The organism is Microvirgula sp. AG722 (assembly GCF_003269145.1).
In the GTDB taxonomy this organism is placed as follows: domain Bacteria; phylum Pseudomonadota; class Gammaproteobacteria; order Burkholderiales; family Aquaspirillaceae; genus Microvirgula; species Microvirgula aerodenitrificans.
On the sequence record NZ_QLTJ01000013.1, the window covers coordinates 22,769 to 42,555 of the forward strand.

Below are 19,787 nucleotides of genomic sequence, written 5' to 3' on the forward strand. Positions count from 1 at the left end.
CTACGCCCCCAGTCCGCCAAAGCCCATGAAGGCCAGCGCCAGCATGCCGGCCAGCATCAGGCTGAGCGCCGCACCGCGGCTGACATCGGGCACATCGGCCAGACTCAGCCGCTCGCGCAGTCCGGCCATCAGCACCAGAGCCAGGGTGAAGCCGGCGCCGGCGCCGAAGGCGAAGACCAGTGCCTGCAGCAGCGAGTAATGGCGTGCGGTCTGGAACAGGGCCAGACCGAGGACCGCGCAGTTGGTGGTAATCAGCGGCAGGAAAATACCCAGACTCTCGAACAGCGCCGGGCTGAAGCGGCGGATCAGCATCTCCACCAGCTGGACGGCGGAGGCGATGACGGTAATGAAGGCGATCAGCCGCAGGCTTTCCAGTCCGAGCCAGGCCAGCGCCAGATTGATTGCCCACGCGCACAGGGCGCAGATCAGCATCACGAACAGGGTGGCCGCGCCCATGGACGAGGCGGTACGGAGTTTGCCGGAGACGCCGAGAAACGGGCAGATGCCCATGAACAGCGCCAGCACGAAGTTGTTGATGATGGCCGCGTTCAGAAAGATCGACCCCAGCGATTCAGTGGACATGGCATGCCTCCGTGGACGATTGCCGGGCCTGCCGGCGGGACTTGAGGCTGTTGAACAGCAGCAGCCAGCCGCCAAGCACGAAGAAGCCGCCGGGTGGCAGCACCATGATGACCCATGGCGCGAACTGCTCGCCGAACAGCTGCACGCCGAACAGGCTGCCGCTGCCGAGGATTTCGCGCACCACGCCCATCGCCAGCAGGGCCAGGGTATAGCCGAGCCCCATGCCCAGCGCATTGACGATGGCCGGCCAGACCCGGTGCTTCGACGCATGCGCCTCTGCCCGCCCCAGAATCAGGCAGTTGACCACGATCAGCTGGATAAAGGCGCCCAGCGCGTTGTACAGCGCCAGACTGATGACCTGGATCGCGTAGTCGATCAGGGTGACGAAGGTGGCGATGATCACCACATAGGTGGCGATGCGCACCGGGCGCGGAATGATCCGGCTCAGCGCGGACACCATCGCCGCCGACGCCACCAGGGCGAAGGTGGTCGACAGGCCCATGGCCAGCGCATTGATGGCCGAATTGGTGACGGCCAGCACCGAGCACATGCCGAGCAGCATCACGAACACCGGGTTGTTGCGCCACAGTCCTTCGCTGAAGGTGCCGGGGGGAAGGGATGGGGGGATGCTCATGGCCTGTCCTTCGCCAGGGTTGCAAGATGGGGGCGCAATGACGGCAGCAGGCTGCCGGCCCCCTGGTTCAGCGCCGTGCCGACCGCGCGCGAGGTGACGGTGGCGCCGCAGATGGCATCGATCTGCCAGGACGCGGTCTTCTTGCCGTGGCCGACGGTGACAATCGGGTGGGCCAGGGCACGGCCATCGGCGGACAGCCGGGCATCGAGCCCCGGGAAGTTCGCCAGAAACCCCTTGTCACTCAGGATCTTGTCGCCCAGCCCCGGCGTTTCCGCCATTCTGACCACCGCAAAACCGGTAATGGTTTCGCGTGCCGGATCGTAGCCGTAGACGAGCTGCACCTGGCCGGCATAGCCGCGCGCGGCGGCCTCGGCGGCGATGCCGACCAGTTTCCCCTGCGCGTCATAGGCGGCCAGCAGCCGCTGGCCCTGGCGGTCGGGCGCGGTGTCGGCCAGCAACTGTCCGCCGGCCAGCACATAGGGCCGGATGGTGGCGGCACTGGCCGGTACCACCCGCCGCGCCAGGGTTTCGGTCGCCTGCCGCCGGTTGGCGGCTGCATACGGCCGGCTCAACTCGTCCGCCATCACGATCAGCATCCCGCACAGCAGGGCGATGCCGCCCAGTACCAGAATCATGCGCTGGCTGCTTTCCCGGTTTGCGGTACTCATGCGCGTCTCCCGAATTTGCCGTGACCGTAGCGGCGTGGCCGGGTCAGGGCATCGATATGCGGTACCAGCGCATTGGCCAGCAAGATGGCATACATCACCCCTTCCGACGCGCCGCCCCAGAAGCGAAGGGTGACGGCCAGCACGCCGATCAGCAGGCCGTAAAGCCACAGGCCGTGCCGGCTGATCGGGGCCGTCACCATATCGGTGGCCATGAACCAGGCACCGAACATCAGCCCGCCCGAGGTCAGAACGAACAGCAGGCCGTCCGGCAGCCGGGGGAAGGGGCCGGCGAGGGCGGTGAGCAGGGCGGCACCGGTCAGCACCGCCAGCGGAATGCGCCAGTTCAGCATGCCGCGGACGGCCAGATACAGACCGCAGACCACGATCAGCAGGGCCGACGTCTCGCCCAGCGAGCCGCTGGCGCCGGGCGAGAACAGAAAGTGTCCGTGGGCCGGCAACTCGCCGGCAAACTTCCACGACGCCAGCGGCGTGGCGCCGGAAAAACCGTCCAGCCGGGCCGTGGCCCAGGCCGCCACCGGTGGCGGCATCACGAACGGCGGCGTCAGCGTCGACGGGATCAGCCCGGTAAAGCGGTCGGTCGCGCCGGCGGGGGTCCAGGTGGTCATGGCGGCGGGAAAGCTGGCCTGGACAAAGGCGCGGCCGATCAGGGCCGGATTGAACACATTGCTGCCCAGGCCGCCAAACAGCAGCTTGCCCAGCGCAATGGCGACCATGCCGGCCACGGCGCCCATCCACAGCGGCAGGGCCGGGGGCAGACTCATGGCCAGCGTCAGGCCGGTAATGACCGCGCTGAGGTCGCGCGGACGGGACGGATCGCGAATGATCAGGCGTTCGGTCAGCACACAACTGGCAACCACCGCCAGCACCAGCAGCAGCGCGCTGAGGCCGAACTGCCAGATCGCCCACAGCGTGACCGGCAGCAGTGCATACACCACATGGCGCATGATCTTCGGCGTGTCATGACCGGCGAGCCGGTGTGGCGAGGCACGCAGGGTCAGCCGGACCGGTTGCCGGTTCATGATGGCCTCCGCTGGCGGAGAACGGATTTGCTGATCCGGTTGTACTGCAGTAGCGGGATGCCGGACGGGCAGCCCTGCGTGCAGGCGCCGCACTCGATGCAGTCGAGCACGCCATGGCGTGCGCTCTGCTCGTATTCCTGCTTTGCCGCCAGCTGGCCAAGCAGGGACGGGTTCAGGCCCATCGGGCAGGCGTCGAGGCACTGGCCGCAACGGATGCAGGACCGGCGCTCGCGCACCGGCAGCGAGCCGGCCGGGAACACCAGAATGCCGGACAGGCCCTTGGTGACCGGGACGTCCAGCGAGGGGGCGCTGATGCCCATCATCGGCCCGCCGAGAATCACTTCCATGTCGCCCGGTGCCATGCCGGCGTGCCGGAGTACGTCGCCGATGCGGGTGCCGAGCGGAATCAGGTAATTGCCCGCCTGTCGCACCCCGGGCCCGGATACGGTCACCACGCGCTCGATCAGTCCGGCGCGCCGGGGCAGCAGTTCGCCCAGCATGGTCAGCGTGCCGACGTTATTGACCACCACGCCGATGTCCGCAGGCAATTTGCCGGACGGCACCTCGCGCTGCAGCACGGAGCGGATCAGCATTTTTTCCGCACCCTGCGGATAGCGGGTCGGCAGCACCCGGCACTGGATGCTGCGATCGGCCGGCAGTTGCGCGGCCATCGCGGCGAGGGCGGCGGGCTTGTCATCCTCCACGCCGATCAGTGCGCGATGCACACCCAGCGCATGCATGGCATAGCGGATGCCCGCCATCAGCGCGGCGGTGTGCTCGACCATGACCCGGTGGTCGGCGGTCAGAAACGGCTCGCACTCGCAGCCGTTGACCAGCAGGGTATCGAGTCTGGCCTCCCGGGGCGGACTCATCTTGACGTGAGTGGGGAACGCCGCGCCACCCAGCCCGACCAGGCCGGTGGCCTGCACTGCCGCCGCCAGTGCGTCCGGCGTCAGGGTCAGCGGGTCGACCACCGGCGGCAAGGGCAGGCGGCACTGCAGACTGGACGGGTCGGTGCGGATGGCAATGGCCGGCGTGCGGCGGCCATCGGCCATTGTCAGCAGCGGCAGGGCTTCGACCGTGCCGCTGACCGGCGCATGGTGCGGAATCGACACAAAGCCGTCGGCTTCGGCGATCAGCTCACCGCGCGCCACCGGCTGACCGATCCGCACGCAGGCGCGGGCCGGCTTGCCGATATGCTGGGCCAGCGGCACCGTCACCCGCTCGGGAAACGGCAGGCGGCGGATCGGCAGGCCCGCGGTGCGGGCCTTGCCATGGTCGTCGTGCCGGGGGGCGAACATCGCTTCGAACAGTGTCATGGTCTGTCCTTATGCGAAGTGGCTGGCGCGTTCGCGCAGCGCAGGCAGGCCCGGCTCGTCCGGATTGGCCGGCGTACCCGGGTGGATGCAGGCTGCCGGACAGTGCTCGGCAGCCCGCACCAGCTCGGCATAGGTCGCCGCCGCCGGGTCGGCCACGGTTGCCCTGCCGTCCGGGCCATAGGCAAACGCCTTGCCGTTCAGACGGGTGCAGTCGTCGCAGGCGGTGCAGTCGGCCGGATCGATCCATGCCGGCTCGAATGCCGTTGCCGCCGTTGCTGCCGGAGCGGCAGCCGGCTGCCCGCCGGGCGGTGGTGCGCTGCCGGCGAGTGCGAACAGCGTGTCCGACAGCTGGCGCGCCATGTCCTGGCGTGCACGGGCGACGGCATCCTGCACCTGGCTGCCTTGCGCCTGTCCCGACAGGGCGCGCAACTGGTGCCAGAAGCGCAGACGGTCGTCGGCCGAGCGCACAATGCTGTCGCTGACCGCCAGCCGTCCGATGCGGCCATCGCCCTGCAGTACCTCGATATACGGCACATGGCCGGCGCGTTCGGCCTCCGGCAAGGCGAGCAGCGCGGCGAACGGCAGCATCCGTCCGTTGTCATCGGCCGCTCCGATCTTGCGGAAGTGCTTGCCGAAGCGCGCTTCGGTACAGGCGAAGTCGGCAAAGGTAAAGGGTTTTTGCCGGCGCAGCGGCTGGCCGCTGTCGTCGTGGCCGACCAGTTCGGTCATCGGCCAGTCGGCATCCGGTGCCGGATTGCCGCTCAGGTCCAGCCCGTCGCCGATCAGCGGCCCGGCATCCGGATCGAAGCGGAACAGCGGGTAGGCGCGCGATTCGACCGCCAGCCGCGACTGGCGATCCATGCCGTCGTCCGGCACGCCGTGCTCGGCCGGACAGACGGCATAGATGTTGAACAGGGCCGGTCGCTGGCTGTTCAGACCGTCGATAAAGCCGCCCAGCAGGTGCGGGAGATGGCTGACGGCCGACTGCAGCACGAAGCTCGTGCGGTGGGCCATGGCTATCAGGCCGATTTCCTTGCGGATTTCCTGCTTGCCGCGTCCGACCTTGCCATACGGCGACATGTCGGACACCTGGCCGACAAAGCCCGAGGTGCAGGCCTGGCCACCGGTATTCGAGTACACCTGCGTATCCAGCACCAGTATCTTGACCGGCGTGCCGGAGGCCAGCGCACGCGACAGGTTCTGGAAACCGATGTCATACATGGCGCCATCGCCGCCGATGGCCACCACCGGCGGGCAGAGCTGCCATTCGTCGTGGCTGAAGTCGCGCCAGTTGAAGCGCTGGTAGAAACCGGCCTTTTCCGCGGTAAGGGGCGCGCCGGACAGCGCGTCCTCCACCTGGCGGATGGCCCGGAAGCCTTCGGCCATGCGTGACATGTGGCCCTCGAACAGGCCCATGGCCATCGACGGACTGTCCTGAAACAGGTGTGAGGACCACGGGAACGGATACGGGTTGTACGGCCAGGACGAAGCCCACACCGAAGTACAGCCGGTCGAGTTGACTGCCCCCATGGCGGCCCGCCCGCTGCCGGACGGACCGGATTCGTAGCGCCAGACCAGATCGCGCAGCCGGGCCAGCAACTGTCCCATGTCCTTGAGCCAGGCGCGGTCGACCACGGTGTTCTCATGGCCACTGTCGAGCAGGTCGGCGAGGCGGGACAGGGTCAGGTCGCCGTCCGGAACGGCAAGGCTGGCATCGGCCAGTGCCTCGGCGTCGGACAGATCGATGCCCGCCACCAGCTGCTGGCGCATATGGGCTTCCAGCCGGACGATCAGGTCCTTCAGCCGTGTCAGCTGGCGTTCCACTCGCGGCTGCATCAGCGCGCTGACCGTCGAGGTGAACAGGTGGATGGCGGTCTTTTCTCCGCAACCGAGACAGGCACCGTCGCCACAGGCCATCGACCCGTAGTGGCGCTTGTCGAGCAGCAGGGTTTCCAGTGCGCCGATCCCGTTGTCGAGATCGCGGATGCGGGCGAATTCCGGCGGCGTATTGGGCAGGTCGCGCCACAGATCCCAGCGCTGCCGCAGCCCGGCAATGGCGGCCTCGTCCTGCGGGCGGGCGCTCAGCGCGCCGTCCTTGCACACGCTGATACAGGCCATGCAGCCCTTGCAGGTGGACGGATTGACCGTCAGTGCAAACAGCCCGCCACTGCCGGCGCACTGCTTTTCGCGCACGGTCCAGTACGGTGCGGTGAGGGCAAAATCGGTGTCCCCCAGTTCGCTGCGCAGCCGCCCCAGTTCCCGCTCCAGACTGTCGTGCGTCTCTCCGGGCTGCTGCTCGGCCAGTACCTGGCAGATGGCGCTGTCGAGTGCGGTACCGACCTGGCCGCCGTGGCCCTGCGGGTGACAGCCGGCATGCAGCAGGGTGGCCAGCCTGTGGCTGACCCGGCGCAGATGCACGGTCGGCGTGCCGCCGGTTTCGATGCGGCGGATCAGCGTCGCCAGCAAGTCGGCCGGCCGGACCACCAGGCCCGGCAGGGCCGAATCGGGACACACGGCATAGCACTTGCCGCAGGCCGTGCACTTGTCCGGCTGCCAGTGCGGGTAGTCGAAGCGGATCTGTGTCATGTCGCGCATCAGCCCGGTGACCGGTGGCAGCAGCGACAGGGCCTGGAACGGGTCGGCCGGCCGGTCCGAGCCGCGGCCCGCCACGTAATGCACGCCGGTGCGCTGCCAGAAGCGGTGGATGTCACCCAGCGGCGACTGGCTGCGCGGCCGTGCCGCCAGGGCTGCCGGGGCGACGGGCAGCAGGGCGGGGGCGTCGGCTGCCTGCGGCGGCATGTGGCGGATCTCGCGGGTCTGGTCGAAGCCGCGCCGCACCACGCGCAGATTGTCGGTCACCACCTGCTCGCCCTTGGCGCCGAACTTGCGGCGCAACTGCGCCTCGATGGCGGTGAACAGGCGCGCCTCGTCAAGGCTGGCGCGCGCCATCAGCGGCGAGGCGGCAAAGAAGGCGCCCTGGAAGGCATTGCCCTGCATGCGCAGTTGCAGCTCCGGATGGCTGGCCTCGTCGCGGGCGATCGAGAAACCGTCGACAAAGAACAGGCGAATCCCGCGCTCGGTGATTTCCTGCTGACGGGCCGTCGGAATGCCGGCCCAGACCGTGTCCGGGTCCGGGCTGTCCGCCTGCAGAATGAACACGCCGCCGGGTTTCAGGCCATCCAGCGGATTGGAGTGGCTGAACACATTGGGGTCGGGCGACATCACCACGTCCACGTAGCGATACTCGCAGTTGAGGCGGATCGGCGTCGGGGCGGCGGCAAGGTAGTAGGTGGTCGGCTGGCCCTTCTTTTCCGAGCCGTACTTCGGATTGGCGCGGATTTCCCAGTCCAGCAGCTCGAACAGCGTCATGGCCAGGTTCTTGCCGGTGGTGATGGCGCCCCAGCCGCCGATGGAGTGGATGCGGACAGTCAGGGCGTCCGGCGGCATCAGGTCCGGATTGACCGAGCCCTTGACCGCCAGTTCGCGCACCTGGGGATAGGCAGCCAGCAGACTGTCGTTGCATTCCGCCTCGACCGGCGACAGCGGTTCGCTGATGAAGTCGATACCCAGATAGAAGAAACGGCGCTGGCTGCTGTCGGGCAGCATGTTTTCCACCGCGCCGATCAGGCATTCCGGCTGCAGGTCGCGTGAACCGAGGCCGTACACCCCCGAGTACAGATCGGGCGCCTCGGCCGCGGTCATGGCGGCATGGCCGGGGTAGGGCAGCGGCTTGCCGCGCGGGGTGCGGCCGTTTTCCAGACACTTGCCGAGAGTGGCGCGGACTTCGCGCATCAGCGGCAGATCTTCGGCCAGCGGCTGGTCGGTCCGTTCCAGCACCGCCACGCCCTTGCAGCCCTTGATGACCTCGCCCAGCAGATCACCGGCAAACGGCCGGTACAGGGTGATGCCGACCACACCGACCCTGAGCTGGCGTTCGCGGCGCAGCCAGTCGGCCACGGCCTGCGCCTCGACAATCATCGAACCCATGCCGACGATCAGATAGTCGGCGTCGTCGCAGCGGTAGCGTGACAGACGCTGGTAGTGGCGGCCGGTCAGCGCGCCGTATTCGTGCATGGCCTGATCGGCCAGCCCGGCGACGTGGGCATGGAAGTACGGACGCTGCGCCGCCATGGTCTGCATGAAGGCGTCCTGGTTCTGCACCCCGCCCGACATCAGCGGCAGGTCGACGTCCCACAGTGCCGGCACCCGGCGGCGGGTCGGGCCGAACAGCAGGCGCTGTGCCGGCGTCGGGCTGTCGATCAGGTCTTCCGGCGAACCGAGGTATTCGGCAATCAGTTCGCGCTCGGGCTTGCGGATCGGCTCCAGCAGGTGAGTGGTCAGAAAACCGTCCTGGGCCACCACCGCCGGGGTCAGTGCCAGTTCGGCGGTGCGGCGGCCGATCAGGTTGAGGTCGGCGGCTTCCTGCGCGCTGTTGGCGAACAACTGGAAAAAACCGGTGTCATCGATGCAGTGAAAATCATCGTGGGCACAGTGCACATTGAGCGAGGCATGGGTGATGGCGCGGCAACCCATATTCAGCACATAGGGCAGGCGCTTGCCGGCGGCGGCGTACAGCGACTCGTGCATGAAGGCGATGCCCTGCGACGACGAGAAATTGGTCGCCCGCAGACCGGTCATCGACAGACCGGCGGTGACTGCCGCTGCCGCGTGTTCGGATTCCGGCTCGACAAAGATCAGCGGTCTGCCGGAGACATTGATATGGCCGTTCGCCGCCTGCTCGGCCCAGTACTCCCCCATCTGCGTCGATGGCGTGATCGGGTAGGCGCCGGCGGCGTCGGATGCCTCGCGCTCGCACAGGATCACCGCGGTATTGCCATCCACGGCCATGCGTTCGCCCGGATATCGGTAGCGGACTTCTTCTGCCGCCTTTTTTCCCTTGATGCCAAACATGATTAAGCCTCTGAGTCGTAGATCAGGAATTCGGAGTCACTGTGGTCGGGCTGTCGCGGCCGCATCGGGCCGGACGCGCTCACGGGGTATGGGCAGGGGAGACCGGCAGCGCTTCCCGGCGGCGGACCGGGCCGGCGGCAGGGCCACGCTCCGCCGTGGCCGGCGTGGACAGCCAGACAATGGCGCCGGTCGGGCAGCGGGCCGTGGCCTGGCGCGACGCCTGGCGCGCGTCGCCGGCAATGACTGCCAGCCCGTCCTCCAGCCGGATCAGTCCCGGCGCGGCGTCGGCCACGCAGCGGCCACAGGCGGTACAGGTGACGGCACAGGCATCACGGGCATCAGGGCCGGGCTGGCGGTTGCGACAGGCCACCCACAAGCGGTTTTCCAGCGGTTCCAGGGAGATCAGGGCGCGCGGGCAGGCATCGACGCAGTCGCCGCAGGCCGTGCAGCGGTCCGGGTCGATCACCGGCAGGCCGTGGGTATCGAGATGGATGGCATCGAAGCGGCAGCGCAGCGTGCAGTCGCCCAGTCCCAGACAGCCCCAGCTGCAGGCCTTGGCGCCGCCGGACACCATCTGGGCGGCGCGACAGCCCGGCAAGCCCTGGTAATGGGCGCGCTGGCGGGCCACATGCTGGCCGCCGGCACAGGCCAGCCGCGCCACCCGGCGCACCCGGGTGCCGACAGGGGTGCCGAGCAGGGCGGCGATGCGGGCCAGTGCATCGGCCGGGGCGGTATTGCACGCGGCGGGGGCAATCTGTCCGGCCAGCAGGGCGTGGGCGAACTGCTGACAGCCCGGCACGCCGCAGCCCCCGCAGTTGGCCTGCGGCAACAGTTCGCAGATGGCTTCCAGCCGCGGATCTTCTTCCACCTGCAGCCAGCGGTATGCGAGCGCCAGCAGGGCGGCCAGCGTGCCGCACAACACCGCCATTGCCATTGCGGCAGTACTGATGTGGGAAAGGATTTCCATGGTCTCTGTCGTGTTTGATCCGGTGATCCGGGCCGGTATTGGCTCCGGTCCGGATATCAATGACTACGACACAAGACTGAGAGGCGAGGGGCTTGTCGGTCAAGCGGTTGCTTGGTTAAATCGCGGCGATATCCTGATATGGTCAGAATTATTAATATTCATGACGCAATTTTGATAAGTCATTCATTTTGCTGATTCATTTCTGAAGTCTGCGAAATGGATTTTCAATAAGTTATCGAATCGGCAAGTTCACAAAGCGACATGTCAGATATATCTGGTTAATCCCTTTGGTATTTTTCTGGACTCGGGAATCATTATGGCCGGAGAAAAAAGAAACCTGTTTTTGCGCCCTGTCCGGCCGATCGGGTATTTCACCGCGAGTCCTGAAAAACGCATGCCGGGCAGAATCCGGTATGCTTGCCGCCGCACCCGAACTTCATTCCCGGTCCATGTACAAACTTGAACGCCACAAGGCCGAGGTGCGGGACGAGGTCAACCGCCTCGGCCTGTGCCCGCTGATGAACGACACGCGCTGGCGGCGGCTGCAGGCCGCCATCGACAGTCTGCCGTTTCCGCCGCCCTACCAGCGCAAGGACGTCCTGCGCGCCGAGCCGGACTCGCCGGACCTCGATGCCGATGTCAGCTACCAGGGCAATTACACGGACGAGTGCCTGGGGCCGTTTTTCGCCACGGAATGGATCCGCATCCGGCCACGCTATCTCAAGCAGGTCGGGCGCCTGTTGCCGCCGGTCCTGGTCGATTGCGAGGCGGAGCTGCTGCAGGCGTTACGGGCGTACGGGCTGCGGCATGAACGGGACGGGGACACGATCGTGATCCACGGCTACAAGCCGACTGCCAGCGCTGGCTGACGGCCTGCCCGAACCTTATTTCAGCCACAGGCACATATCGTCCAGGTGCCTGAAGTGCCAGCGGTTCTCGTCTTCCGGTCCGATGATGCTGTCCTCGCAGCAGGGGGCGCCCAGATCGAGAAGGTGCATGGGGATCGGCTCGTTGTCGAGCAGCGAGAAGAACACCCGCACGGTGGGGCGCAGCAGCGAATCCTGTCCCGGCTCGGTGACCACGGCCAGTCGCTGGGACGCCAGCCGCACCAGCGAGCCGACCGGGTAGATGCCGACCGACTTGACGAAGGCATTGAACAGCACCTTGTCGAAGTGCCCGTCCCAGCTGGCCATCTGCCGCATGGCGCCGGCAGGATTCCAGGGTTCCTTGTACGCGCGTTGCGAAGTCACCGCGTCATAGACATCGCAGATCGCGCCCATGCGTGCCAGCAGCGGAATCTCGTTGCCGGCCAGCCCGTGCGGGTAGCCCAGGCCATTCATTTTCTCGTGGTGATAAAGCGCAATCTCCTGCACCTCGGGCGCGGCACCACCGGCACGCAACAGCTCGGCCCCGGCGGCCGGGTGGCCTTTCATGATCTCGAACTCGGCATCGGTCAGCTTGCCCGGCTTGTTCAGCACATCCAGCGGCATGGCTGCCTTGCCCAGGTCATGCATCAGACCGCCGATGCCGGCAAGGCGGGTGTGCTCTTCACTCAGTCTGAGTTGACGGGCCAGGGACAGCATCAGCGCACAGACAGCGACCGAGTGCAGGTAGGTGTAGTCGTCGTGGGTCTTGAGGCGGGCCACGCTCAGCAGCGCGATCGGGTGGCGCTCGATGGAACTGGCGATCTCGTCCACCAGCGGCAGGGTGGCATTCGGATCGATGGCCTTGCCGAGCCGGGCTTCATTGAACATCTCCACGATCTGTCCCTTGGCAGACAGGCAGATGTCCTTGGCGCGGGCCACTTCGGAAGCCATGGGGCTGGTGCTGTCACAGGTCTCGACCGGCGGGCTCATCCCGGTCAGCGCAGGGGCCTCCGGCGCGTCCGGCGGCGCCTCGCTGCGGCCTTCCGGCCGGGGGCATCCAGCCGTGGACTTGATCCATACCTCGCGAATACCCGCTTCCATGATGGCGCGGATGTCGGCCGGGTCGGTCAGCAGAAAACTGCCCCGCAGGAACGGGTGTTTCAGCCAGGAGCCGCCAAGCTTGTGAATGTACATGCCGGGGCGCAGGTCTTGGACGGGAATGCGTTTTGCCAACATGGTGTCTCTTTGGTGAAGAAGGGGGGTTACTGCACGGATACCCGCTGACGACCCGCAGGCTGCACTGCCTGGTGCCGGCCATGCCCTGCGGAGTATTCAGCTCCTTGTCTTGCTGCCAATGATATTGGCATTCTAGAGGGCTGAAAAAATCATTTCAATCATGACTCCGGTGAAAATGCCTGCGAAGTGTTGTCGGTTTTACCGTGGTGCTGCATCAGGCGCAGCGCCTGTCTCGTCCCACACCTTAGTGATGCAGACACAGGGCGGACATAGGAAACCATGATGACAGCAGGGATGTCGCATTCCTGAAGTATCCCTTTCCCCGCGCCGGCAAGGCTTGACGCGGCGTAAAGGGCCATGGCGACAATCAGGTGGCCGGTTGACGAAGATCAACGTCGTGGCCGTTGCCGGGGCCGTGTTTCTCCTGCGGCATTCGACCAGGCGCCCGGACGGGCAGTGACATCGCCATTGAGAGCGTCAAAGGCGTGATGAATGGAAAAGAAGGCATCGCCAATTTCATTCACTGTGCGTCCACAACCGGCACGGATCGGGCAGATGAATGCTGCATGGTCCGGGGCCGTGGCACAGGTGATTTGAGCGGTGTATCGGGACCGGGAGCCTGGCCGGCCTCCGGTCCCATACCGTCATGCGTGCCGGCCCGTGTTCCGGCTTACTGGTGGGCGTCGTGGCTCATGCCGCCGCCGTTCAGCGCCCGGGCCGGGGCGCTGACGGCGACCGATTCACGCTTGCCGTCAGCGGTCTCGAATACCAGCGTCAGCGGCACCTTGTCGCCCGGCCGGATCTGCTGTTTCAGCTCGATCAGCATGATGTGGTAACCGCCCGGGCGGAGTTCCACCGCCTTGCCGGCCGGCAGCACGACACTGGCGACCTGGCGCATCTTCATCACATTGTCCTGCATGGCCATCTCGTGGACTTCCACCGCCCGGGCCACCGGCGACGCCGCGCTGACCAGCTTGCTGTCGCGGTCGGCGGTCAGGCGCATGAAGGCACCGGTGGCCTGCTGCTGCGGCACGGTGGCGCGGACCCAGGCATCACTGATCGTGACCTGTGCCTGGGCGGCGGAGGCGATGATGGCGCCGGTACAGAAAACCAGTGCGGTTCTGATCGGGGAGAAGGTCATGGTGGGGCTCTTTTCCTGGCTGGGTGAAAGGGTCAGGCGAGGGCGAAGACCTGGCGCAGGTCATCGACGCATTCATCGACACTCTGGCTGTGCTGCAGCGCCAGCTGCAGCTTCCCGTGCCGGTCAAAGACAAAACTCAGCGCGGTGTGATCCATGGTGTACGACGATCCGGTCGGGACTTTCTGGTAGAACACATTGAAGTTGCGGGCCGTGGCAGCCGTCTGTTCCGGGGTGCCGTACAGGGCGACAAAACCGGGGTCGAAGGCAGCGACATACTTGTCCAGCACCTCTGGCGTATCGCGCTCCGGATCGACGGTAATGAAAATGACCTGCAGCTGTTCGCCATCCTTGCCGAGCGCCTTGCGGATCTGCGTGGCCCGGTACAGCGCGGTCGGACAGACATCCGGGCACTGGGTAAAGCCGAAGAACACCATGACCACCTTGCCGCGATAGTCGGTCAGCGTGCGGGTGCGTCCCTGCGGGTCGGTCAGTGCGAAATCGCGCCGGACATCCTGATCGCTGAAATCCATGCCGTGCAGGTTCTTGAAACGGCTGGCGGCAGGTTCTGCCTTTGGTCCGCAGCCGGCCAGCGCCAGCATGAGCCCCGCTGTCTGCAGGAGAAAAAGGCGTCGCGGGGTGTCGTAAGGCATCGGCATGGCATCGGGGTCGAGGTACGACCCGGCTGTAGGAAAAGGGCTGGCCGGCCAGCCGGGCGGGGCGCCGCGGACAAGGGCCATGACAGGCGAAAGCACTATAACCCTTACCCGGCTGACCGCTGCTGTGACAGATTGCCGCAGCAGCGACCACGCCGGGCCGATGCGGAAAAGGCGCGGACGGCTATTGCCGCAAACCGATGGCCAGGCGATTGAATGCGCTCATCAGCGCAATGGCAAAGCACAGGTCCGAGATCTCGACCTCGCTGAAATGGGCCTTCAGCGGTTCGAATGCCTGATCCGGCGCATGAGTGCGGGCCACGTCCACCAGTGACTCGGTCCAGGCCAGCGCCGCGCGTTCGCGTTCGCTGAAATGCGGACTCACCCGCCAGCCGGCCAGACTGTCCAGTCTGGCATCCGGCATGCCGCCTGCGCGCAGCAGCGCCGCGTGCATTTCCAGACAATAGGCGCAGCCATTGATCTGCGAAATCCGCAGATTGACCAGTTCGATCAGCGTCTTGCCGAGCGGGCTGTGCGCCAGGGCTTTCTTGACGGCACCGAGACCCTGATAGGCGTCCGGCGAGAGGGTCTGGTACGGCAGGCGAAGGGCAGTCATGCAGGGATTCCAGTAGCGGGGAAAAAGAAAAGCCGGGCTCCCGGATGGCAGTCATCAGGATTCCCCGGCGGTCTGTCGCTACTTTAGGCAACCAATGGCATAGTAAACAGGTGCAAGAATGAACAATTGGACTGGGCCATGGACATGGACTTCCGCCTCCCGGCGCTGCAAAAGCTGCAGGGCGAACCGATCTACCTGCAGCTGTACCGGCGCTTTCGCGACGCGATTGCCGAGGGCAAGCTGCGTCCGGGCGACCGGGTGCCGTCGGTGCGGAGTCTGGCCAGCGAGCTGAACCTGGCGCGCGGTACGGTGGAAACGGCTTACCAGATGCTGGGCAGCGAAGGCTATCTGCTGGCCCGGGGGCCTGCCGGCACCGTGGTGTCGCCCCGGCTGGCAGACCGCACTGGCCGTGGCGCACCCCCGGTCCGGCCGTGTTCCCCGTCGGCCCCGCGGACAACGGTGACCGAGCCGCCACCGTTTCAACTGGGCCTGCCCGCCCTGGACATGTTTCCGCGCAAGACCTGGGCACGACTGGCCGGACGTCATGCGCGCAGCCTGGATGTCGCCGCCATGGCCTATCCCGACCCGTGTGGGCATGAAGCGTTGCGTCATGCGATCGCCTCCTATCTGGGCATCTCGCGCGGCATTGCCTGCACGCCTGAACAGGTCTTTGTCACGGCCGGCTATCGTTGCGCGCTGGATCTGGTCTGTCGTGCCGCGCTGCAGCCGGGCGATACCGGCTGGTTCGAGGACCCGGGATACCGCTTCGCCAGGCAGTTTCTGGAACAGGCCGGCATGCGCTTGTCGCCGGTGGCAGTGGACGACGACGGGCTGGATGTCGAGGCCGGGCTGCGGCAGGCCGGCGCGGCGCACTTTGCGCTGGTCACCCCCTCGCACCAGAGCCCGCTGGGCGTTGCCCTGTCCCTGCCGCGCAGACTGGCCCTGCTGGAATGGGCCACGGCTACCGGTGGCTGGATCATCGAGGATGATTACGACAGCGAATTCCGCTACCACGGCCGTCCGCTGCCAGCCCTGAAAAGCCTGGATCGCGCCGGACGCGTGCTCTACACCGGGACGTTCAGCAAGGTGCTGTTTCCCGGGCTGCGTCTCGCCTATCTGGTCGTTCCCGAGTCGCAGATCGCCAGATTCAGGGAGACGGCAAGCGTGCTGCATGGCCACGGCGCCATCCTGCATCAGGCCACCGTGGCCGATTTCATGGCGCAGGGACACTTTGCCCGCCACCTGAAGACCATGCGCAGCCTGTATGCCGAGCGTCGCGGCTATTTGCTCGATGCCCTGACGCAGGTGTTCGGCGATGCGCTGTACGTGCCGCCGCGCCGGGGCGGCATTCATCTGCTCGCCCATCCACGGGCCGGCTGCAGCGACCGGACGCTGGCCACGCTGGCGAATGCCGAAGGGCTGGCGGTGGAGGCCCTGTCCGCCTGGGGCCGGCTGGACACGTCTCCTGAAGGGCTGTTGCTGGGCTTCACCAATCTGGCGACGGCCGGGCAGGCACTGGGCCTGTGCCGGCGGCTGGAGAAAGCCTGGGGGCGCTTGCCGGGCCCGTCCGTGACTTGACGCCGGCAGGCCGCCGCCTGTCAGCTGCAGCCCGGTGTGCAACAGGATTTTTCATCAGCATCGTCTACAGTAAATGATATTTGCATTGCCGCGTGGCAGGTCGGGGCGCAGCTGAACAGACTTACTCAAGAGATGACTGGAAGAAGGCGGTTTCAATGAAATGTCCTGCGATACAGGCCAATGAAAAGGAACGGTTGATCGCACTGGGCGCCTACGGGCTGGAGGACGGGCAGCCATTGCCCAGCCTGGACCCGGTCGTTCATATCGCCGCGCGGATGTCCGGCATGCCGGTGGCAGCGGTCAACATGATCGGCACTGACCATGTGTTCTTTGCGGCCAGCACCGGTGTCGGTGAAGTCGACATGCGTCGCGACGTGTCGTTCTGTGCCCATGCCATCAATTATCCGGACGGGATGGTGATACCGGACACGATGCTGGACGAGCGCTTTCACGACAACCCGCTGGTGACCGGTGCCGCCGGCGTGCGCTTCTATGCCGGCGTGCCGCTGCTGTCGCCGGACGGTCTGGCGCTGGGGGCATTGTGCATCCTCGACCGCCAGCCACACCCCGAGTTCTCTGAGGAGGAATGGCAGCGTCTGCGCGAGCTGGCCAGGATGGCGTCCGACCGGCTGGAACTGCGCCGGATCGCGGTCAGCGCCGAGCGGACCCGGCCGAAGTTCGACGAATACGCCAGCGGCTCGCTGACGCCGGTCATCTGGTTCGACGAAGACGGCGGCATTGTGGCCTGGAATGATGCCGCTGCCGCCGTGTATGGCTACACGCAGGCCGAAGGTATCGGATGCGCGGTCGACAGCCTGCTGGCCGAGGACGAGCGCCCGGCGTTCCGGGCACTGATTGTGCAGGCGGTGGAAGCGGGATCGCTGGACCGGCTCGACGTGCCTGCCGAACTGAATGGCCTGTGCCGCAACGGTCAGGTGCTCCGGCTCGGTTTTTCGCTGTTCTGCTGGCGGGATGCTGGCCGGCTGATGTTCGAGGCCGTGCTGCGTGACCAGACGGCGCAGCGGCGCGAGCGGGACGAATTGCGCCAGCAGGCCTGTTTTGACGCCCTGACCGGGCTGGCCAACCGGAGCCGGTTCTATCGCTGTGTCGAAGCCGTGCTGACCCGTGCCGAACCGGCCGTGGTACTGATGATCGACCTGGACGGATTCAAGGACATCAACGACACGCTCGGCCATGCGCTGGGAGACAGCATCCTGCGGGAGGTGGCGGTCCGGTTGAGCCATATGGCCGGCCCGGCCGATACCGTCGCCCGCATCGGCGGGGACGAATTTGCCGTGCTGCTGACCGGTATCAGCGATCCGGATGCAGCATCGCAGGCGGCGGATACGGTGATCGGGATCATTGGCCGGACGATGGTCATCGACGGCCACGAGATCCGGGTTTCGGCCAGCTGTGGCGTGGCCCTGGCCCCGCTGCATGCGATGGAAGCGCTGGAACTGGTCGGCAATGCCGACCTGGCGCTGTTCAAGGCGAAGAGCATCGACCGCGGGCGGCGTTCGCTGTTCGAGCCCGCATTGCGGATGGAAGCGGTGGCGCGCCGGCGCCATGGGCTGGAGCTGCACCGCGCGGTCGACAATGGCGAATTCCTGCTGTTCTACCAGCCGCAGGTCAGCCTGGTCGACGGGGCCATTACCGGCGCCGAAGCCCTGATCCGCTGGTTGCATCCCGAGCGCGGGCTGCTGACGCCGGCGGCCTTCCTGCCCTCGCTCGAAAGCGGGCCGCTGGCGGCCACGGTCGGCGCCTGGGTGCTCGACGCGGCCTGTGCGCAGGCCGCGTTCTGGCGCCGGCACGGCGCGCCGACCCTGCGGATGGGGGTCAATCTGTTCGGCGCCCAGTTCCGCATCGGCGGGCTGGCTGCCGATGTCATCGGCGCGCTTGAGCGGCATGGACTGCCGCCGGATGCGCTGGAACTGGAAGTGACCGAAAATATCGCACTGGCCCACGACGACGTCGCGCTGGCAACGCTTGAGCGCCTGCGCGCGCAGGGCGTCGGCATCGCCTTCGACGACTTCGGCACCGGCTATGCCTCGCTGAGCCTGCTGAAAACCTATCCGCTGACCCGGATCAAGATCGACCGCAGCTTTGTCCAGGGCATGCTGGAATCGCGACGCGATGCGTCCGTGGTTCGCGCCATCCTCGACATGGCCCGCAGTTTCGAGCTGCAGACCATTGCCGAGGGGATCGAAACCGATGCCCAGCGCCAGCGGCTGCGGCTGGAACGGTGCGACGAGGGGCAGGGCTACCTGTTCGGCAAGCCGCTGCCGGCCGCACAGTTCGAACTGTTGCTGGGCATCGGCCGCGGCGCGAAGGTCGCCGCCTAGCCCGCCGGCCGGATTTTGGGCTTTTAATAAGAATGATTGTTATTTACTATGCGGAGTGTGCCGTTTCAGGAACCGGATTTCCGCCATGACCAAACCGCTTGCTTCACCGGCATCGACCGGCCGCTTCACCGCTGCGGGGGTGACACCATGACCGTCTCCACCCAGGATTTCGAACGTCTGGTCGATGAACACCGGGTGCTGATCCGCCAGTACGCCCAGGTGCAGGCCCGCAGCCACCAGTACATGAGGACGCAGGAGGCAGAGATCGAACGCCTGCAGGCCGAAGCCGTGCAGTTGCGTGCGGCGCTGATTGCACGGGATACGGCACTGGCCTGGGCGGCGGAAGACCAGGCCCGGATGGCGGCGGCCCTGCCGGGGCTGCCGAGGCGCTTTGCACTGGCCCGGCGGGTGGAGTCGCTGCTGGACCGGATGCAGACCCTGCTGCGCGAGCGGACGGCGTGGCAGTGGCGCGGGGCAGGGGGGCGGCTGACCGCGGGGCAGGAAAAGGCGGTGCTCTGCATCGGCCAGGACCCGATGACCGCCAGCGCCACGCGCGAACTGGTCGAGCAGGTGGGCGGGCGTTTCCTGCACCATGATGGCGGCGATGAAGTCGATGCGTCGATGCTCGAGGCCAGCCTGATTGCGGCCGACCTGGTGATCTGCCAGACCGGTTGCGTCAGCCATGGCGCCTACTGGCGGGTCCAGGACCATTGCAAGCGTACCGGCAAGCGCTGCGTGCTGGTCGACCGCCCCGATGCGCTCGACGTGGTACGGGTATACCGGTCGGCAACCACGCGCTAGCGGCCCGGGCTCCCGGGCCGGACGGCGTCCCCGCGGCCTGCCGGCACGGGACCAGGCGGAGAAAATCAGCGCTTGTCCGATAGTTGATAGTTAATGTCCTGCTTCCGGTAATCCGTGCCGGCCGCCATGACTACACTCGTTCCTCTGTTGCCAACACGGCATGCATCGCCCACGGCGATCACTGGTGATAAAGAGGAAAAGGGTGGAAATGACGCTGGAAGCCATAATTGACCCGCGCGGTCAGGTCGGAATAAACACAATCGGATTGTCGCCCCGTCCGGACATGGCCGCGTTGAAAGCCGGTCCCATCCTTTTCTACGACAATACCAAACTGGATTTCTGCCATTACGCGGAAATCTTTACCGCAATCAAAAGAAACTTCCGCGAGCGCGGCATCTGTCATTTTTCCGACTTCCGGCAATCCGTGCGCGGC

Annotated in this window: 17 protein-coding genes and 1 pseudogene; 6 read left to right on the plus strand and 12 right to left on the minus strand. The window is 66.4% G+C overall.

Translation table 11 applies throughout. The features are described 5' to 3' along the window. The 7 genes from DFO50_RS14555 to DFO50_RS14585 all read right to left on the minus strand — a co-directional run bounded on the left by DFO50_RS14555 (nt 1) and on the right by DFO50_RS14585 (nt 10,121). Nucleotides 1-582 carry an electron transport complex protein RnfA gene (locus DFO50_RS14555; protein WP_028499020.1) on the minus strand — a complete coding sequence of 194 codons (582 nt, stop codon included), beginning with the start codon at nt 580-582 and terminating at the stop codon, nt 1-3. Beyond that, entirely contained in the window at nt 572-1,216 is a 645-nt protein-coding gene (rsxE, locus tag DFO50_RS14560) for an electron transport complex subunit RsxE (RefSeq protein ID WP_112692786.1), read from the minus strand. The genes DFO50_RS14555 and rsxE overlap by 11 nt, the downstream gene beginning before the upstream one ends. Continuing rightward, complete coding sequence (locus DFO50_RS14565) at nt 1,213-1,884, minus strand: FMN-binding protein (protein ID WP_028499022.1); 672 nt, start codon at nt 1,882-1,884, stop codon at nt 1,213-1,215. The genes rsxE and DFO50_RS14565 overlap by 4 nt, the downstream gene beginning before the upstream one ends. Further along, complete coding sequence (locus DFO50_RS14570) at nt 1,881-2,924, minus strand: RnfABCDGE type electron transport complex subunit D (protein WP_107890035.1); 1,044 nt, start codon at nt 2,922-2,924, stop codon at nt 1,881-1,883. The genes DFO50_RS14565 and DFO50_RS14570 overlap by 4 nt, the downstream gene beginning before the upstream one ends. Then, nucleotides 2,921-4,243: an electron transport complex subunit RsxC gene (rsxC, locus tag DFO50_RS14575; protein WP_112692787.1), complete on the minus strand. Its 1,323-nt coding sequence runs from the start codon at nt 4,241-4,243 to the stop codon at nt 2,921-2,923. The genes DFO50_RS14570 and rsxC overlap by 4 nt, the downstream gene beginning before the upstream one ends. A gap of 9 nt (nt 4,244-4,252) precedes the next feature. Further along, nucleotides 4,253-9,154 (minus strand): 2-oxoacid:acceptor oxidoreductase family protein, encoded by a 4,902-nt coding sequence (locus DFO50_RS14580; RefSeq protein ID WP_112692788.1) that lies wholly within the window; start codon nt 9,152-9,154, stop codon nt 4,253-4,255. Between the two features lie 79 nt (nt 9,155-9,233). After that, nucleotides 9,234-10,121: a (Fe-S)-binding protein gene (locus DFO50_RS14585; RefSeq protein WP_112692789.1), complete on the minus strand. Its 888-nt coding sequence runs from the start codon at nt 10,119-10,121 to the stop codon at nt 9,234-9,236. Here DFO50_RS14585 and DFO50_RS19220 point away from each other — a divergent pair. Then, entirely contained in the window at nt 10,120-10,296 is a 177-nt protein-coding gene (locus tag DFO50_RS19220; RefSeq protein ID WP_158537472.1) for a hypothetical protein, read from the plus strand. The genes DFO50_RS14585 and DFO50_RS19220 overlap by 2 nt on opposite strands. Nucleotides 10,297-10,570: 274 nt before the next feature. Continuing rightward, nucleotides 10,571-10,990, plus strand: a complete 420-nt coding sequence (locus DFO50_RS14590; RefSeq protein ID WP_146745111.1) for a DUF6678 family protein — start codon at nt 10,571-10,573, stop codon at nt 10,988-10,990. 15 nt (nt 10,991-11,005) lie between these two features. Here DFO50_RS14590 and DFO50_RS14595 read toward each other — a convergent pair whose 3' ends face one another. After that, a complete protein-coding gene (locus DFO50_RS14595) occupies nt 11,006-12,223 on the minus strand; it encodes an HD-GYP domain-containing protein (RefSeq protein ID WP_112692790.1) in 1,218 nt (405 codons plus the stop codon). A gap of 404 nt (nt 12,224-12,627) precedes the next feature. Between DFO50_RS14595 and DFO50_RS20000 the strand changes: the two are divergent. After that, nucleotides 12,628-12,831: pseudogene (locus tag DFO50_RS20000) on the plus strand (DUF3224 domain-containing protein); the annotation flags it as partial. Between the two features lie 62 nt (nt 12,832-12,893). On the opposite strand, the gene DFO50_RS14605 reads toward DFO50_RS20000, so the two are convergent. The 3 genes from DFO50_RS14605 to DFO50_RS14615 form a co-directional block, all read right to left on the minus strand. After that, nucleotides 12,894-13,364 carry a copper chaperone PCu(A)C gene (locus DFO50_RS14605; RefSeq protein ID WP_112692791.1) on the minus strand — a complete coding sequence of 157 codons (471 nt, stop codon included), beginning with the start codon at nt 13,362-13,364 and terminating at the stop codon, nt 12,894-12,896. 32 nt (nt 13,365-13,396) lie between these two features. Beyond that, nucleotides 13,397-13,963 carry an SCO family protein gene (locus DFO50_RS14610; protein ID WP_199489844.1) on the minus strand — a complete coding sequence of 189 codons (567 nt, stop codon included), beginning with the start codon at nt 13,961-13,963 and terminating at the stop codon, nt 13,397-13,399. A gap of 238 nt (nt 13,964-14,201) precedes the next feature. Next, entirely contained in the window at nt 14,202-14,633 is a 432-nt protein-coding gene (locus tag DFO50_RS14615) for a carboxymuconolactone decarboxylase family protein (protein ID WP_028499031.1), read from the minus strand. Between the two features lie 144 nt (nt 14,634-14,777). Between DFO50_RS14615 and DFO50_RS14620 the strand changes: the two genes are divergently transcribed. The 3 genes from DFO50_RS14620 to DFO50_RS14630 all read left to right on the plus strand — a co-directional run bounded on the left by DFO50_RS14620 (nt 14,778) and on the right by DFO50_RS14630 (nt 19,354). After that, complete coding sequence (locus DFO50_RS14620) at nt 14,778-16,211, plus strand: PLP-dependent aminotransferase family protein (RefSeq protein WP_112692802.1); 1,434 nt, start codon at nt 14,778-14,780, stop codon at nt 16,209-16,211. Between the two features lie 155 nt (nt 16,212-16,366). Further along, nucleotides 16,367-18,553: a bifunctional diguanylate cyclase/phosphodiesterase gene (locus tag DFO50_RS14625; protein WP_112692792.1), complete on the plus strand. Its 2,187-nt coding sequence runs from the start codon at nt 16,367-16,369 to the stop codon at nt 18,551-18,553. Nucleotides 18,554-18,700: 147 nt separating this feature from the next. Then, a complete protein-coding gene (locus tag DFO50_RS14630; RefSeq protein ID WP_107890385.1) occupies nt 18,701-19,354 on the plus strand; it encodes a DUF2325 domain-containing protein in 654 nt (217 codons plus the stop codon). Nucleotides 19,355-19,532: 178 nt separating this feature from the next. On the opposite strand, the gene DFO50_RS18960 is transcribed toward DFO50_RS14630, so the two are convergent. Further along, nucleotides 19,533-19,757 (minus strand): hypothetical protein, encoded by a 225-nt coding sequence (locus tag DFO50_RS18960; protein WP_146745112.1) that lies wholly within the window; start codon nt 19,755-19,757, stop codon nt 19,533-19,535. Nucleotides 19,758-19,787 lie beyond the last annotated feature (30 nt).

Bases quoted from the DNA above. Each gene is read 5' to 3' on its own strand.
- DFO50_RS14555 (WP_028499020.1), bottom strand. From the start codon at position 582: ATGTCCACTGAATCGCTGGGGTCGATCTTTCTGAACGCGGCCATCATC.
- rsxE (WP_112692786.1), bottom strand. From the start codon at position 1,216: ATGAGCATCCCCCCATCCCTTCCCCCCGGCACCTTCAGCGAAGGACTG.
- DFO50_RS14565 (WP_028499022.1), bottom strand. From the start codon at position 1,884: ATGAGTACCGCAAACCGGGAAAGCAGCCAGCGCATGATTCTGGTACTG.
- DFO50_RS14570 (WP_107890035.1), bottom strand. From the start codon at position 2,924: ATGAACCGGCAACCGGTCCGGCTGACCCTGCGTGCCTCGCCACACCGG.
- rsxC (WP_112692787.1), bottom strand. From the start codon at position 4,243: ATGACACTGTTCGAAGCGATGTTCGCCCCCCGGCACGACGACCATGGC.
- DFO50_RS14580 (WP_112692788.1), bottom strand. From the start codon at position 9,154: ATGTTTGGCATCAAGGGAAAAAAGGCGGCAGAAGAAGTCCGCTACCGA.
- DFO50_RS19220 (WP_158537472.1), top strand. From the start codon at position 10,120: ATGGTCTCTGTCGTGTTTGATCCGGTGATCCGGGCCGGTATTGGCTCC.
- DFO50_RS14585 (WP_112692789.1), bottom strand. From the start codon at position 10,121: ATGGAAATCCTTTCCCACATCAGTACTGCCGCAATGGCAATGGCGGTG.
- DFO50_RS14590 (WP_146745111.1), top strand. From the start codon at position 10,571: ATGTACAAACTTGAACGCCACAAGGCCGAGGTGCGGGACGAGGTCAAC.
- DFO50_RS14595 (WP_112692790.1), bottom strand. From the start codon at position 12,223: ATGTTGGCAAAACGCATTCCCGTCCAAGACCTGCGCCCCGGCATGTAC.
- DFO50_RS14605 (WP_112692791.1), bottom strand. From the start codon at position 13,364: ATGACCTTCTCCCCGATCAGAACCGCACTGGTTTTCTGTACCGGCGCC.
- DFO50_RS14610 (WP_199489844.1), bottom strand. From the start codon at position 13,963: ATGCTGGCGCTGGCCGGCTGCGGACCAAAGGCAGAACCTGCCGCCAGC.
- DFO50_RS14615 (WP_028499031.1), bottom strand. From the start codon at position 14,633: ATGACTGCCCTTCGCCTGCCGTACCAGACCCTCTCGCCGGACGCCTAT.
- DFO50_RS14620 (WP_112692802.1), top strand. From the start codon at position 14,778: ATGGACTTCCGCCTCCCGGCGCTGCAAAAGCTGCAGGGCGAACCGATC.
- DFO50_RS14625 (WP_112692792.1), top strand. From the start codon at position 16,367: ATGAAATGTCCTGCGATACAGGCCAATGAAAAGGAACGGTTGATCGCA.
- DFO50_RS14630 (WP_107890385.1), top strand. From the start codon at position 18,701: ATGACCGTCTCCACCCAGGATTTCGAACGTCTGGTCGATGAACACCGG.
- DFO50_RS18960 (WP_146745112.1), bottom strand. From the start codon at position 19,757: ATGACAGATGCCGCGCTCGCGGAAGTTTCTTTTGATTGCGGTAAAGAT.